This is a genomic window from Anaerobiospirillum sp. NML120511 (assembly GCF_023050955.1).
Taxonomy (GTDB): domain Bacteria; phylum Pseudomonadota; class Gammaproteobacteria; order Enterobacterales; family Succinivibrionaceae; genus Anaerobiospirillum.
The window spans coordinates 1-15,999 of record NZ_JALKIK010000066.1; the positions used below are offsets into that span (position 1 = coordinate 1).

A 15,999-nucleotide genomic window follows, 5' to 3' on the forward strand; every position below is an offset into this window, starting at 1 on the left:
GAAGGCCACCGGGCAGCAAGACTACAAGGGTATATGTCTAACTCTTGACTAAGAATTATGTACATATTTACATGGATCTATTAATTAGAGAGCTTTTTATAGTTCAAAACTCTGGGAAAGTTTTATTAAATGGCCGCAGATATCTCAACAATGTCCAGAATCAGCTGACTACCACATACCAGAGACTCAGTTCAGGCCTGAGAATTAACTCTGCCAAGGACGACGCCGCTGGCTTACAAATCAGCTCCCGCCTGACCACCCAGGTCAACGGTCTGAACCAGGGTAACCGCAATGCCGCAGATGGTATCGCTCTTGCCCAGACCATTGAAGGCGCCATGGACGAAACCACCAGCATGCTCCAGAAGATCCGTACTCTGGCTGTCCAGGCTGCCAACGGCACCAACACCGGTGAGGACAAGGCCGCTCTCTCTAAGGAAGCCACTGCTCTGGTAGCCGAAATTGACCGTATTGCTGGTCAGACCCGCTTCGGTGGCGCTCTTATCCTTGATGGCGGTAAGAACACTGGTCTGTTAGTAGGTGACAAGGAATCCGCCGGTCAGTTAACTCTGCAGGTAGGCGCCAATAAGGGCGACACCATTACCTTCGACGTAGGTAACGCCCACTTCACCAAGATTGCTAATGCCACCAAGAAATTTGGTAATGGCCAGGGTCAGGTCAAGCTTGATGATTTTTATGCTGGTGGTGTAATCAAGTTTTCAGCCAGTGCTGATGCAGCTCAAACTGCAATCCAGGCCATGGATTTCCTCATTGCCCAGGTAGATGCCGAGCGTGCAGGTCTAGGTGCAATCCAGAACCGTCTTGAGAGTTCGATCCGCAACCAGGCAAACGTTTCCGCCAACCAGGCTGACGCCCGTAGCCGTATTCGTGACGCAGACTTCGCCGAAGAGTCCGCCAACCTTTCCCAGCAGTCCATCATTCAGCAGGCTGCTACCTCCATGCTTATGCAGGCTAACACCCGTCCACAGCTGGGTCTGTCCCTGTTAGGCTAATCAAGGCAGCCCGTGCCTGAGCTGCAGGCCTGTACGGTCCTGCAGCACCTCCGGAGCCCCTGATCCCCAAAGGTCAGGGGCTTTGGTGTTTTATGAACAATGCAGCTTAAGGTCCACCCAGCTTAACTCAAGTAAGATTAGTCAGGCTAACAGCAGCGTGCTCAAGGACCCCAGGACATCACGCCTTTTGATCCCAGCTCTTTACGGGCAATCTTCTTCACTTCTCTCCAGTCAGCTGCGCTTAAAGACGTTGCGTCTTACCTTAACAACAACCGACTACACCCCGCCTTTCAACAGCCATCAGCCAAGAGCACAGGACCATACTCATTTTTTGCGCAAAAATGCAAAACTTTCATTTATCTGCAAAACAATGCAGCTGTCTTTCATAATTTGCAGTCCATTGCATATCTTCGCATGAAAATATCTGCAAATTTTGCAGTGAGTGGCGTAAAGCACGCTTCCATTGGAACCTGGCTTCATGGACTGTATGAACAAGTATTCGGTTTTGTTTAAGGGAGAGCTTAGATTGGATAAGACTCATAAGAAGTCTTACAGTCAGGTGAGAATCTGAGAGGATTAGAGGAGCTTAGCAGCTTCAGGAGGGGAGCAGGTTGACGGCTGCTGCAGGGGGCCACAAAAGCGTTCCCGGTCAGGTGCAGCATAGCTTGTTCTCTGCAGTTGGTTGTGGAGCGGCCTACGGGGATCGAACCCGCGCCAGGAGCTTGGGAAGCTTCTGTTCTACCACTAAACTAAGGCCGCACACGTTGGATTGTATTACTACCTGGGAAAAAAGCAAGTAAGGCCCAGTAATGATGCAGGCTTTAAGAGCAGTGCTTTCTGTCTAAGGACCCCCGGTCTGGCATTTCCAGGGCCATTTCCCAAAACCCCCACCTTTCAAGCCCCACGCAGGTTATACGTTCCAACGCCATTGATCTTAGCCACAAAGCCACCAAAATGCCTCTGCATGGTCAAGCCCAATTTAGGGTCAAGGCTCTCATCTGTTAAGCCTGCAACGCCCCATGCGGGCAGCATCAAGTCCCTGCAAAGGTCCAGTCATCCTGGCCTTACCAGGCCGCCCCAAAGGTCCAAAGCCGCGCAATAGCAATGCCATCACTGATGGCGTATGCATAGCAGCAACTGGACATCCAGTAATTAGCCCCAAGGCCCATAAAGGCCCCTGAGGGCAGCATCAAGTCCCTGCAAAGGCTAAAGCCGGGCAACTGCAATGCCTAACTGATGCGTACGCATAACAGCAACCTGACATCCAGTAATTAGGCCCAAGCCCCTGCAAGGCCCCTGCAGGCAGCATCAAGTCCATGCAAAGGCTAAAGCCGCGCAATAGCAATGCCTCTCTGATGCGTACGCATAACAGCAACCTGACATCCAGTAATTAGGCCCAAGCCCAGCAAGGCCCCTTTATGGTTAATGCCGCTCATCATTTGAACCTGTAGTCCTCAGGGCCAATGCCTCACAGCCACGCCCCATCAGTCCGGTCTTTCCAGGTCCCCCAGCCTGTCAACCATAAGTCCCAGGACCTCTGCCTGTTGAGGACATAGTTGTGGTCTCAAGGCACCTCTTTTATGCCATTCATCCGCTCACCCCAAAGGCCTCACGGTAAAAACTCTTAACGGCACATACAGAGACCTCAACCCCCTTATCCGCAAAGCCCCAACCTCACCATTCACTGAGCACAGCTTTTTCATGCCTGTAACCTTGGTCAGCCATATCCCATGCCCAGGAGAGGTAAAGCCAAGACCCGGACAGCCATCTCCCCTGACCTGATCAGCCATCTCCCGTGCACCCGGACAGCTAAAGCCCGGAGCCGGGCAGCCATCCTCCCAGGACCCGGACAGCCAAAGCCAGGACCCGGGCAGTCATCCCCCAGGCACCAGGCCGCCAAAGCCCTGGCCCCAGGACATTGCCCAGGCCCAGGGCCATAACTAAATGACCATCTTTCTTCTCAGGTACTGGATACTCTCAATGAGGGTAGCCGGGTCGGTAGCGGAGGTGGCTGAGGCCACATAGTGCATGCCTGCGTAAGGACCATCAAGCAGCTGGCCGTAGGCTGTCAGCGGCAGTACCTGGCCCTGAATCTCCAGACCAAGGGACTTGAGCTCACGGCAGATAGCCACTGTGTATTCAGCACCTGTGGAGTAAACAGCCTTAAAGGAAGGGCAGCGCTCTATGACCATGCGGGTAATCTGGCCATAGGCTGTGGCAATGAGATCCATGGCCTCGGCCGGGCTGCGGTTGCTCTCCTCGAGCATACGGTCAAACTGCATGAGAATCTGGGAGTTGGCACCCAGGTGGTCTGATACGGCAAAGACAGTGGTGAAGTCATCAGCACGGGCCACCACATTGGTCACTACACGCTCAATCTCGGCCGCACGCTTCTGATCATCATCAATGAGGTCAATATTCTTGACCGGTACAAACAGAGCCTTTTCCTCAAGGCGCAGCATTTCCACCTGAGCGGCAATAAGAGGATTGGAGCCACCCACCAGACCGAAGATCTTCTGATTAAGACCGTCCTCGGCACTGCCGGCACGCATGACCTTGCGGGCCATGGTGGCGGTGAAAGGACCCGGGTCTACAGCAATGAACTTGATGCCTGACTTGATGACGGCATCGGCAATGGTGTTGATGTCCTGCTGAGAGGTACAGTCAAGCACAATGGCGCGGGTACCACTCTGGGCAAGATCCCGAATCTTGGCAGCCAGACAGTCACTGCCATGGAAGAGATCCTTAAGATGCAGAGCCTCGGACTTGTAGCGGAACTTCTCAGTAAAGAGATCAGCTACACGGCCGCCGTCATAAGGGCGCAGATCATCAAGGCCCACCAGGGACTTTTCTACAGGCTTGCCATCTACCAGGATATAACCGCCCACATTGGAGCGCTTAAGCTCAGGGAAGGCCGGTACCACAATGGCCACACGGTTGTCTCCAAGGGCATCGAGCAGGGCCTGGGTCTCGGTACAGGTATTACCGCGCATGGCCGGGTCAATACGCTTGGCATAGAGCTTTACGTCACTGGACTTGAGCAGTTTGCCTGCATAGAAAACCATCTGATAGCTTTGAGATGGCATGAGATTACGGCTGTTGGTGGAATACACCAGGCAGTCGTATTTCTGAGTGGCCGGATCCTTAAGGCCACGAGAACTTACCAGAGAGCACACAGTAGAGCGGTTCTTCTGCAGCATCGCACCTACTGAGCTGGCTCCGGTAATTTCATCAGAGATCACAACGCATTGAGCCATATTTCTTTTTTCCTGTATAAGACAAACCACAAAAGCCCGGGGCAGTCCTGGCTGCCAGAGCTTACAGTCACTTCTGACAGACAGGGCACCAATTATAAACATTTCACCGGCGCCGCAAAGAGCCCCATATCCCGGCACCACAGGCGCACTGACACAGCGCAGGGGCTGCAGCAATGTAAGGCCACTCAGGTCATTTACAGCCAGGCGCAGCCAGAGGGCCCTTTACAGCCCTGTAAGGACCTGCAGGACAGTGCAGGCCATAAAAGTCCGGCAGGCCAGGCTATCCCCAGACAGCATGCCCGGACACAGCCCTCATGAGGCCAAAGTACAAGGTAAGCCCATGCCCTGCTCTGCTGTCCCGGGGCAGGGATAGAGCAACACCGCAGCATATGACATCACAGGCAGCATTGCAGCACGGGCTGCTGGCGCAAGGGCGCAAGAGCTACTGGCATACGGCGCATATCGTAACGCCGCACTGGGCAGCGGCAGCCAGCGATATGCAGCGCGCCATGATGTCGCAGCCATAAAGAGGCTCAAAAGTCGATCTGCACACAGCGTAACGACATAAGGGCCCGCATGACTGTCATGGAAGTCAGTGCAATGGCGGTACGCCACATACTATGCGCAGCTCACAGCATAAAAGCCCCAAAGCAGGCCCAGGGGCGGCGCAACAGAGACTTTCAAATGAACTGCGTCCCCATACTATGTGCCGCGCGCTATGACGTTACAGCCGCCATTTAACGCCAGACGACTGGCGGCGCACAGCCTATAGCTGCTCCCGTACTGGTCACTATGGTCCGTAGGACGCACAGCTGACAAGCTCTCAGCATGCATCGCAGGCCTGGCAGTCAGCGCACATCATGGCGTCGAGCCCTGCATACGGCGCCTTGCAATGTGCAGCGCACAGCGTAACGCCGCAGGTAGCGTAACGCCACCCGGCGACGGGCCTTACGCAGCGTGACGACTCAGCCGGTGCCACAGCACCGTAAGACCCAGCGTCTCAGACCATGACATCACAGCCCCTGTAGTTGACCACGCTGGCTGTACAGGGGCATGAACAGGCACTATGCCCGCGTTCCCGGCGACGGGCCTTACGCAGCGTGACGACTCAGCTGGTGCCACAGCACCAAAAGCCCCAGCGCCTCAGACCATGACATCACAGCCCCTATAGTTGACCATACTGGCTGTACAGGGGCATGAACAGGCATTCTGCCCGCGCCGCCAGACAACGAGCCTTGCGCAGCGTAACGACACAGCCGGTGCTACGGCACTGTAAGGCCCAGAGCCTCAGAACCTCAGACCATGACATCATAGCCCCTATAGTTGACCATGCCGGCTGTACAGGGGCATGAGCAGGCACTCTGCCTGCGCCACTTTGCGACAGACCTTACGCAGCGTGACGACACAGCCTCACAAAGCCCCCGTAAGCCCCAGCGCCTCAGACGATGACATCACAGCCCCTATAGTTGACAATGCTGGCTGTACAGGGGCATGAACAGGCACTCTGCCTGCGCCACCTTGCTTCGGGCCCTGCACAGCGTGACGACACGGCCGGTGCTACGGCACCAAAAGCCCCACGCCTCAGACCATGACATCACAGCCCCTATAGTTGACCATGCTGGCTGTACAGGGGCATGAACGGGCACTCTGCCTGCGCCACTTTGCGACGGACGTTACGCAGCGTGACGACACAGTCTCACAAAGCCTCCGTAAGCCCCCACGCCTCAGACAGTGACATCACAGCCCCTATAGTTGACCACGCTGGCTGTACAGGGGCATGAACAGGCACTCTGCCTGCGCCACAAGACAACGAGCCTTACGCAGCGTGACGACACAGCCGCGCAAGGGCACCAGGCAAGGTTCGGCCCACAGCATAACGACGCGTCTGGCATGTGCGGTTGCGACAAGCCTCCGGCGTATGGACGACGCAGTCGGTGCAATGCCGCCATGCGACGGGCCGCCCGCAGCCTGGCGCAGCATGCTCTCAGCGGCGAGATATGGCCTGCGCGCCAGATGGGGCCATCACAGCTCTTATCTCAATCCTGGTCTGATGGCGCAGCGTATGAGCGTAAGGCGCGCGCAGTCGCGCATGGCGCGCAGCGCGAGGCAGTCGCCAGGCGTCAGCCCAGAGTGGAGATTCGGGCACGTATCATCAGCACTGATGATGGCACCACGGAGATCTCGTCTATGCCCATGCGCACCAGCTCATGGGTAAAGCCCTCATCTGCAGCCAGCTCACCGCATACACCTACCCAGATGCCATGCTTGTGGGCATTGTTGACTGTCATTTCAATCAGGCGGATAACGGCACGGTGATAAGGGTTTAAGAAGCGGCCCAGCTCGGCATTCTGGCGGTCAACAGCCAGGGTGAACTGGGTAAGGTCATTGGTGCCTATGCTGAAGAAGTCGACATGCTCGGCCAGCAGGTCGGAGATTACAGCAGAGGCCGGGGTCTCAATCATAATGCCCAGCTCAATGTTATCTGAGTACTCCCTGCCCTCACGGCGCAGCTCTTCCTTGACCTCCTCACAGATACGGCGGCAGTCCTTGACCTCCTCTACTGAGGAAATCATAGGGAAGAGAATAGCCAGACGGCCATAGACAGAGGCGCGGTACAGGGCACGCAGCTGGGTTTTAAAGACCTCAGGCTGGGTAAGACAGATACGAATGGCTCTCATGCCCATGGCAGGATTTTCCTCATGCTTGAGCATGAAGTAATCAGCTGTCTTGTCAGCGCCTATATCCAGGGTTCTGATAATCACTCTCTTGCCCTCCATGGCAGAGAGAGTCTCCCTGTAGATATTGAACTGGGTTTCTTCAGAAGGATAGTCAGATGAGGACAGGTAGATATATTCAGAGCGGAACAGACCAATGCCTTCGGCATCTGAGCTCTTGACCAGATCGAGATCAGATACGGCACCGATATTGGCATAAAGGCTGATTTTGCGACCGCTTAAGGTCCTGGTCTCACGACCACGGAACTGCTCGAGGCGGGCACGCAGAGCATCTTCAGTACGCTTGCGGTCAGCATATATCCCCTGGGTCTTTTCATCAGGATCGATAATGACGCGACCGGCACCACCATCGATAATGGCCAGCTTGCCCTCCAGATCCGGGGTCAGGCGGTTGCCTATGCTGATAACAGCAGGCAGACCCAGAGTACGGGCAAAGATAACAGTATGGGAGCGGGATGAGCCCTCGGAGGTAATAATGCCCTTGACGAGGTTCTGGTCGAGCTGAACAGTTTCAGAAGGGGCCAGATCGTCTGTGGCCAGAATCACAGGCTCATTGGCATTGACCAGGTGGTGGGGCTGCTTGAAGCCCGAGTTTTCATTGAGGATATCGCTCAGGCGACGGGACACGTCAATTACATCAGCGGCACGGCCCTGCATGTAATCGTTGTCCATCTGGCTGAACAATTCAGCAAACTTGTGACCTGTTACCTCAACGGCATATTCAGCATTGACCATCTCATCTCTGATGGTCTGCTCAATGGCGTCAACATAATCAGGATCATCAAGCATCATCTGGTGAATCTGAAAGACTACGGCATTCTGCTCACCAAGGCGTTCTACTGTGACCTCATAAAGAGAGCCCAGCTGGGCAATGGCCTCAGCTCTGGCCTTTTCAAAGCGAGCCACTTCAGCATCGGCATCTTCAATACCGCGCCTGGAGGCCAGAGGAGCATGACGCTGCATAAAGCAGATACGGCCCATGGCAATACCACGGCTGGCCGGGGTACCGTGAATCACTTTATGACGGCCGTCATTTTCAATTTCAGGCGTTTCACTGGCGGTATTAAAGGAAATAGTTTCGTCGTCATAATGCAGACCGGAGGTAGCCACGTCACTCTTGAGATCATTATTGTGGTGACGCAGGCTGGCGCTGGCAGCAATAGAGCTGCCCGGCATGAGCATATAGGCCGGGGTACCCATTACCACAGGCGGTACCGGCTCAGCTGTGCCTGCTGAGTCAATAATGCGAACTGAGCTGTAAGGGGCGTTACTAAGTCCCCCGGTACCATGGCTTAAAGGCTCGGTGGCAGAGGAGAAATCCTGAAACTCAGGACTTTGCATGAGCACACCCTCATAGCCGTGAGCAAAATTCAGTGCCTTGGCAGCGGCCACGGCATCGGCAGCAGCCAGATGTGCCGCATCGGCTGCCGCCACAGCGGCGGCAGCAGCGGCCTCAGCCACCTGCAATGTCTGCTCAACCTTGGAGTGGGCATCCTCAGTGCTCAGATCACTGGAGCGGCTGCCCGAACCGGCGGCTGCAGGATAGGCCTGAGCAGCTGATTCAGCATGAGCGCCAGAATCGGCCTGACTGTCAGGGGCAGAGTGCCCGTCAGAGCAGCCATGGACGCCAGCATCAGCGGTGCCAGCTGAATCAGCCGGAGCCGGGCAGGCCTGAGCACCGTGGGCCTGAGCGTCAGCCTCAGCATGAGCGGCATCATTGCCCTCAGTCATGACTGTCAGAGCAGTGCTGTGGCAGCTGTCGCCACTGGAGCAGCTGCCATGGGAGTCATGGGCGCCACTGGCATCATGGCATGCCTGGACATCATGGTCATCATGGCATGCCTGATCCTCATGGACATCATGGCCCATGCCGGCATCACCAGCCTCAGTGGTACCACAGTCCTGGTGATGGTGGGGTGCGTTGTCCTGGCTGTGCTCGCCTCCATGGCGCTCAGCGCCTGCGCTGCTGCCATTATGGTCCATGCCACTGTCTGTGCTGAGGTTGCTGTCGTGATGGTGGTCACCGCCATCCATGCTGCCCTGGTCGTGCAGCTGGTCGTGCTGGTGAGTACCAGAGGCATTGCTGTGCTCTGGGCAGCCCGGGGCACTGTCCTGCCCAGAGCTGCTGTAATCTGTTGTGCCTGTATTGCAGGTATTACAGCCCTCAGCCTGATTGAGGGAGCTGTTATCCTGATAATGGTCATGACCTGTATGGACAGCACCTTCAGGGGCACTGCCTGGTTGTGTCGGCTTATCCATGGGGTTGTGGTCGCTCAATTTTCCTTGTCCTGATTTCTGGCAATTAGATGATCATAACCCATACCAGCCCCGGCTCCAGCACTCTGAAAACTTCGAATTAGCATAGAAAATATACGCACAGTGCCAAATCAGCGCTATGCACGTGCTAAGGGGCTGATACCATCCTGTAATTACCAGAACTTTTTGCCATCAGAGCGGGCAAAGACAAGGCATTATGTCACTGCCTGAGGTACAAAGAGGTACTTTTGGTGCTGAATATTGTCCCGAAATTATTTCCTGCTCCATTTCCCCCCGGGTGCGGGTAAGACAGACAGGCAGGCCGGTGATGGTACGGCCGAATTGGGCACGGTATGGCTGGATGTGGCATGGGATGGGGCTTGAGGGCCGGGGACAGCGCCTGGGACATGAGACTGGCCATCAGGCTGTCCATGGCAAGGAACAGAGTGCAGGGACAGTTGAGAATGCCAGGCCTGGGCCTTATGTGCGTACAGAGGTATGAGAGGCAACCTGGCTGAAAGCAGCAGCTGTCCTAAACAGCAACAGCTCAGGTAGGGGCGGGCGCTTGTAGCGGCAATGGCAGAAGGTATGGCTGCAGCTGCTGCGGTTCATGCTCCTGGGGTGAGATCGATACTGAGGGGTCAGGGCAAGTGAGTAGGTTGGGGCAGTCTCGGTGACGCGGCGTGGGCTACAGGGGGTTCAGTAGATGACGGAGGCGGCGCGGGGGCGGAGCGGTCCAGGCTGGTCTATGAGGGCACGGCGCGGGCGCTGAAAGGCGCGGTAAGGCCCTGTGATGCCCGGTGAGCCTGCAGGGCCAGTGCGAGCTCAGTGAGCATAGGACAGGCGATGGGGAGGGCGGCTGTTATCTTTGCCCGGGGCGGGCGCCATAGACAGACATAAGTGCTAAAATAGGCGCAATTTTGGCCCGGGATGTCTTAACAGATGTTTGGGTTGACGGTCTGTACAGGTCATGAGGCTGCAAGTGCAGCCATGGCAGGTGCAGGTCAGATTTTTACAGGTGCGGGCACTTCCTACTCCGCACTGTGGCTAAAGGAACTTTAAGATGGAAAAAGTCAAAACACGTTTTGCACCTTCCCCAACCGGCTATCTGCACGTGGGTGGTGCCAGAACAGCTTTATTCTCCTGGCTGTATGCCCGTCACTGTGGCGGTACCTTTGTGCTGCGTATTGAGGATACTGATCGAGAGCGCTCCACTCAGCCAGCCATTGACGCCATTTTAGAGTCCATGGAGTGGCTTAACCTCAGCTGGGACGAAGGTCCTTACTATCAGACAAAGCGCTTTGACCGCTATAAGGAAGTTATTGACCAGCTTATTAAGGATGGCAAGGCCTACAAGTGCTACTGCTCCAAGGAGCGCCTTGAGGAAGTACGTAATGACCAGATGGCCAAAGGCTTAAAGCCACGTTATGACGGTCACTGCCGTGATGACCACTCCGAGCACAGCCCTGATGAGCCATATGTAGTGCGCTTTAGAAATCCTGACAGCGGCACTGTTGAATTTGATGACATGGTCAAGGGAAAGATTACCTTCCAGAACTCCGAGCTGGACGACTTCATCATTCAGCGTTCTGACGGCACTCCAACCTACAACTTCTGTGTGGTAGTAGATGACTTTGACATGGGTATTACCCACGTTATCCGTGGTGATGACCACGTCAACAATACCCCACGTCAGATCAATATCTACCGTGCCATGGGTGCAAAAGAGCCTGTATTTGGTCACGTAGCCATGATTCTTGGTGATGACGGCAACAAGCTGTCCAAGCGCCATGGTGCCGTAAGCGTCATGCAGTACCGTGAGGACGGCTACCTGCCTGAGGCTCTGTTAAATTACCTCGTTCGTCTGGGCTGGTCCCACGGTGATCAGGAAATCTTCTCCGTACCTGAGATGATTGAGCTGTTTACCCCTGAGCAGATTAACAAGTCAGCCTCCAGCTTCAACAGCAAGAAGCTTGAGTGGCTAAATGCCCAGTACATGAAGTCACTGCCACGTGACCAGGTAGCAGCCGAGCTCAAGTGGCACTTTGCCCGCATTGGCATCGACACCGACAAGGCCGAAGGCCCATGCCTTGAGCTGGTAGTAAAGAACTACTGTGAGCGTACCCACACCCTCAAGGAAATGGCTGAAAAGACCCGCTGCTACTTTGAGGACATCAATGAGTATGATGCTGCCGGCGTCAAGAAGTGGATCAAGGAAGGCTCAGTAGAGATTCTCAAGGACTGTCTGACCACTCTGCAGGGCCTTGAGACCTGGGAAGCTGCCGACATCGACAAGGCTCTTGAGGGCGTAGCTGAGCGTCATGAGGTAGGCATGGGCAAGGTAGGTCAGCCATTACGTCTGGCCATGACCGGCACCCCAACCTCACCTGGCATTGGTGACACCATGGAGCTGGTAGGCCGCGAGCGTGCCTTCAAGCGCATCGAAGATGCCATCACCGCTTTCTCAAAGTAAAAGAAAGAGAAAGAGCAAGAGCCCCGAAAGCTCATCCAAAGCTGAATACCAGCAGCCGTGCTCCTGTCCGCCCTGACCTCAACGCAGTACTGGACGGGCACGGCAGTGCTTTCAGTGGAAAATTAAACACCATGAAAAAGGCAGCAGCCCGTCAGGGAAGCTGCCTTTTTTGTGGCCCATATGGGCCACAATTATAAGTCATTGCGGTACATGGCCTTTAATGCCTGACCTTTATCATTGACCTCAACACAGTTAAAGTCCATGTAAGTGTCTGGAGTGCACGGGAATATATAGGCCGTTTGCGGATCTGGAATGCAGAGCAGACGCCAGGGTGCAGACAGTGGGATCAGCTTTTCTCTGTCTTCGTTTTTGAAAAAGGAAATAAAGTCCTCTACCCGGGTGCGCGGCACTTTTATACCAGATGCAATCATCCTCGGAACATCATAGTCCCACCAGTTAAGCTCAAGCAGGTCGCTGATTATTTCGTCTGAAAAACGGTACTTGACAATTCTTTGTGAACCGTGTACCCCCCCCCCGACACAACCACAGCATAAGGAGGTACATCCTTAGTAATAATGGTGCCCGTTCCTATTACTGCGCCATGACCAACAGTGACGTCCTTGGGAAATTTCACATGAGCTCCAATCCAGACATCATTGCCTATGCGTACCTCATTGACGTCCCCTCCAAGAGCATCAAGATCTGGATCCCTGTCCTCAATCTCTCCTGAAAAACGCATAAAGAAGCGGTTTTTAAAGAAGCTTTGACTTATGCTTGGATGATGGAAAAGATGACGCCCCATGCCCATTTCAACGTTATGGGCTATACAGCAGTAGCTGCCTATTGTTGAGGTTGAAGCCCTTGAGCTGCGGGCAATATATGAGTAGGAGTCAATCTGCAGACGCAAAGCCATAACTTCCGGTCCGAGATTTACCGGCCCTCTGAATTTAATATTGCGCCCTATACTGTTGTTTCCTTCAAGCTCGATATGCAGCTGCATGAGCTGCTCACTTAGCGTAGGTGATACGGTCACAATTTTGTTAACAGGTACGATTGGCATATGCTGATCCCATATAAGTTTCCCAGGTTAGCGTGGACAATGACGCTGTTTATGTCCTGGCCAGAACATTAGATACGACTGAGCAGACGTACTTGCAGAAGATATGTGGGTGGAATGATATTTACAGCCTGATCTTTTCCATGCCTGGTCAGCGCTGCAGGAAGGCACGTACAGCCTGACCTTCATCATTGACCTCAACACAGTTGAAGTCCATAAAGCTGTCAGGCTCAGATGGGAACACATAGGCCGTTTCAGGATCTGGTACGCATACCAGAAGCCATGGCTCACAGAGCTGCAGCAGCTTTTCCCTGTCTTCGTTTTTGAAGAAAGAGATGAAGTCCTTTACGTCGGTAGATGGCACCTCAACCCCTGAGGCAATCATACGGGGTACATCATAGTCCCACCAGTTGAGCTCCAGCAGGTCGCTGATTATCTCATCAGAGAAGCGGTAGCGCAGAATGCGCTGTGATCCGCTGCTTCCACCTCCGGCAACAATGGCGTAAGGAGGGATGTCCTTTGTGACTACAGTGCCGGTTCCTATGACAGCTCCATGGCCTACCTTTACTGATTTGGCAAATTTGACGTGAGCACCAATCCAGACATCATGACCAATCTCTATCTGACTGGTGTCGCCACCCTGAGCGACCATAGCGGGACTGGCTTTCTTGATCTCGCCTGAGTAGTGCATGAAAGCGTGGTTATTGAAGAAGCTGTTGCTGGTAGTAGGGTAGGTCATGATGTGGTTACCCATGCTCATGTCCACCCGGTGACCAACAGAGCAGTAGCGGCCCAGCTTGCTGGTGGCCATCATGGTCTCAAAGGAGACCTCGGTATAGGCATCAATCTGCATGCGAAAGGCAAGACAGTTACGTCCAATATTAACCGGACCACGGAACCTGAGGTTACGGGCAAAGCTGATGTCACCATAAATACGCAGATGCAGCGAGGCCAGCTGATTGCGCAGCTGCTCGGAAAGTTCTGTAGGTTTAAGTCTGACAAGTGGCATGTTTTATCCTGAGGGTAAGGCTACTGGTGGTCCAAATGGTACTTGGGTGATGAGTTTTCCATACTGATCTGGCTTATGAAATCTCCAGGTTTTAATTTAGAACAGCCTGTTATACTAAGCACATGGCGCTTAATGCATGGCCATTGTCATCAACCTCTACGTAGTTGAAGTCCATAAAGGTGTCTGGCTCTGTTGGGAATATGTATGCTGTATTGCCATCAGGCAGGCAAACCAGTCTCCACGGCTCAGACAGGCGGATCAGATTTTCTCTTTCTTCGTTTTTTAAGAATGAAATGAAATCCTCTACCTTTGTTCGTGGAATGTTCAAACCGGCAGCAACCATACGAGGAACATCGTATTCCCACCACTTAAGATCAAGCAGGTCACTGATTATCTCATCGGAAAATCTGTACTTGACAATTCTTTGTGAACTGTGGTACCCCCCCCCAACGACAACAGCATAAGGCGGCACGTCCTTTGTTATTACGGTGTTTGTGCCAATGACTGCACCATGACCTACTGTTACATCATTGGGAAATTTAACATCAGCACCGATCCAGACATCGTTTCCAATTTTAACCTCATTAGTCTCCCCACCCAGTGCAGCCATATCAGGATCATTATCAGGAATATTCCCTGAATAATTCATAAAGCAGTTGTTGCGGAACAGGCTTTGACTGACGCTTGGGTGATGGAACAGGTGTCGGCCCATACCTATCTCGACATTGTGAGCTATACAGCAGTAGCTGCCTATACTGCATGTTACGGCCTTGCTCCCAGTGCAAATATAGGAGTAAGCATCGATCTGAAGACGAAATGCGGTTACATTCTGAAAAAGGCAGACAGGACCACGAAATTTCAGGTTTCTTGAGATATGGTTCTGTCCTCCTAAATTAAGATGAAGACTACTAAGCTTCCGGCTCAGCTCTGGTGAAACGATGCTTGACTTGAGAGATACTAATGCCATGTGCTGATCCTTAATCAGAAGTATATGTGCGCAGCTTTTGCTCAGCTTATATCAGCATCTGTCAGAACCTGGTTCAGACCGTAATAATCCACACAAAAGGGGCCGAAAAAATGCCTGCTCATGATGCTATCCAGCTTGAGTTATCAAGCTCATGCGACAGCTTTATTGAGGAACTGACAGATCGCCTGATTATCTCATAAATCATGAGTATCAGAGGTGGCTCCATATCTACTGTTGCTCTTACATTATGGTCTATGTATGGCATACATCTATACTGGACTTCCCAGGTCGATAAGCGGGATCACCTCAACAGAGTACATTAATGGTCAGAAGCAATTAACAGCAGATACGACGTTGGCAGATGACTTTATCATTGCTGCTGACTTTTGCAATTACCTGTGCATAGAGTAAGATAAGTGTGAGAAATATTGCTTTCTAAATCATTTTATTAAGAGATTTTGTACTATTAACTGCATGTTAAACACAGTAGCTGCTGCCAGTCAAAAATGGTTATCAGCTGAAACCAGTGTTTAGGACGACTAAATACGCATGCATACACAACCTTTAAATCACCGAATTTATCAACAGCTCGCTCAACCTGAATCAGCCGGATAATGCCTGATTTGACTCGGCTTTGCATTAATATTTAAATACTAATTAAAATATTTTATAAAGTGTAATGTGCTAAAGTACTGACAGAGATAGAGTGGGACTTGAGTTTAGTAACTGTGCTTTAGTTAACATTGATATGAATAAATGTATATAAACGTTAAAAAGGCAGCTTCCTGATGAGCAGAGGCTGCCTTTATTTCTTGGGGTACTGCAAACGTTGTCATTGCCCTGAGGTCTTGCTGTCATCTCTACGAGCTTGCCTATCGTAAAGCTTACTGCAGCTTATCAGAGCAGGTCCAACTGTTATGCAGTACATAATAATTCGAGCTGTACTAACAGTGCAGCATGTCTGCACAGGCAGCCCGTTGCGGGCTGCCCTCAGGTCTGCACAGCGTGCTGTGCTGGCCTGATTAACTGCAGAACAATGTTACTGCATCATTAGAATACGTAGCGTACGTTAGCAGAAGCACCGAACTCCTTGATGTTGGAAGAACCGGTGTAGTTCAGACCAACACCAACGCCCAGGTTACCGGACTTGGCGGCTACGCCCATGGCAGCACCATAGGTGAAGCTGTCAACGAACTCGGACTTGGTAGCAACGCTCCAGTTGGTTACGTCAGTCC

At 53.0% G+C, this 15,999-nt stretch carries 8 protein-coding genes and 1 tRNA gene; 2 read left to right on the forward strand and 7 right to left on the reverse strand.

Translation table 11 applies throughout. The annotated features are described in order from the left end of the window. Positions 1-71 precede the first annotated feature (71 nt). Positions 72-1,010, forward strand: a complete 939-nt coding sequence (locus tag MXE39_RS12120) for a flagellin (protein ID WP_246978977.1) — start codon at positions 72-74, stop codon at positions 1,008-1,010. Positions 1,011-1,695: 685 nt separating this feature from the next. On the opposite strand, the gene MXE39_RS12125 is transcribed toward MXE39_RS12120, so the two are convergent. The 3 genes from MXE39_RS12125 to ptsP form a co-directional block, all read right to left on the reverse strand. Beyond that, positions 1,696-1,769, reverse strand: a tRNA-Gly gene (locus tag MXE39_RS12125). Positions 1,770-2,950: 1,181 nt separating this feature from the next. Next, positions 2,951-4,267 (reverse strand): four-carbon acid sugar kinase family protein, encoded by a 1,317-nt coding sequence (locus tag MXE39_RS12130; protein ID WP_246978978.1) that lies wholly within the window; start codon positions 4,265-4,267, stop codon positions 2,951-2,953. Positions 4,268-6,387: 2,120 nt separating this feature from the next. Continuing rightward, complete coding sequence (gene ptsP, locus MXE39_RS12135; RefSeq protein WP_246978979.1) at positions 6,388-9,279, reverse strand: phosphoenolpyruvate--protein phosphotransferase; 2,892 nt, start codon at positions 9,277-9,279, stop codon at positions 6,388-6,390. A 1,042-nt stretch (positions 9,280-10,321) separates the two neighbouring features. Between ptsP and gltX the strand changes: the two genes are divergently transcribed. Then, complete coding sequence (gltX, locus tag MXE39_RS12140) at positions 10,322-11,731, forward strand: glutamate--tRNA ligase (RefSeq protein ID WP_246978980.1); 1,410 nt, start codon at positions 10,322-10,324, stop codon at positions 11,729-11,731. A gap of 478 nt (positions 11,732-12,209) precedes the next feature. Here gltX and MXE39_RS12145 read toward each other — a convergent pair whose 3' ends face one another. The 4 genes from MXE39_RS12145 to MXE39_RS12160 form a co-directional block, all read right to left on the reverse strand. Beyond that, positions 12,210-12,791 (reverse strand): hypothetical protein, encoded by a 582-nt coding sequence (locus MXE39_RS12145; protein WP_247074176.1) that lies wholly within the window; start codon positions 12,789-12,791, stop codon positions 12,210-12,212. A gap of 148 nt (positions 12,792-12,939) precedes the next feature. Continuing rightward, positions 12,940-13,797 carry a CatB-related O-acetyltransferase gene (locus MXE39_RS12150; RefSeq protein ID WP_246978982.1) on the reverse strand — a complete coding sequence of 286 codons (858 nt, stop codon included), beginning with the start codon at positions 13,795-13,797 and terminating at the stop codon, positions 12,940-12,942. Positions 13,798-13,906: 109 nt separating this feature from the next. Beyond that, positions 13,907-14,764 carry a CatB-related O-acetyltransferase gene (locus MXE39_RS12155; RefSeq protein WP_246978983.1) on the reverse strand — a complete coding sequence of 286 codons (858 nt, stop codon included), beginning with the start codon at positions 14,762-14,764 and terminating at the stop codon, positions 13,907-13,909. Between the two features lie 1,050 nt (positions 14,765-15,814). Then, positions 15,815-15,999: hypothetical protein (locus tag MXE39_RS12160; RefSeq protein ID WP_246978501.1), on the reverse strand; the 185-nt coding region annotated here is incomplete at its 5' end.

Bases quoted from the DNA above. Each gene is read 5' to 3' on its own strand.
- MXE39_RS12120 (WP_246978977.1), top strand. From the start codon at position 72: ATGGATCTATTAATTAGAGAGCTTTTTATAGTTCAAAACTCTGGGAAA.
- MXE39_RS12130 (WP_246978978.1), bottom strand. From the start codon at position 4,267: ATGGCTCAATGCGTTGTGATCTCTGATGAAATTACCGGAGCCAGCTCA.
- gltX (WP_246978980.1), top strand. From the start codon at position 10,322: ATGGAAAAAGTCAAAACACGTTTTGCACCTTCCCCAACCGGCTATCTG.
- MXE39_RS12145 (WP_247074176.1), bottom strand. From the start codon at position 12,791: ATGCCAATCGTACCTGTTAACAAAATTGTGACCGTATCACCTACGCTA.
- MXE39_RS12150 (WP_246978982.1), bottom strand. From the start codon at position 13,797: ATGCCACTTGTCAGACTTAAACCTACAGAACTTTCCGAGCAGCTGCGC.
- MXE39_RS12155 (WP_246978983.1), bottom strand. From the start codon at position 14,764: ATGGCATTAGTATCTCTCAAGTCAAGCATCGTTTCACCAGAGCTGAGC.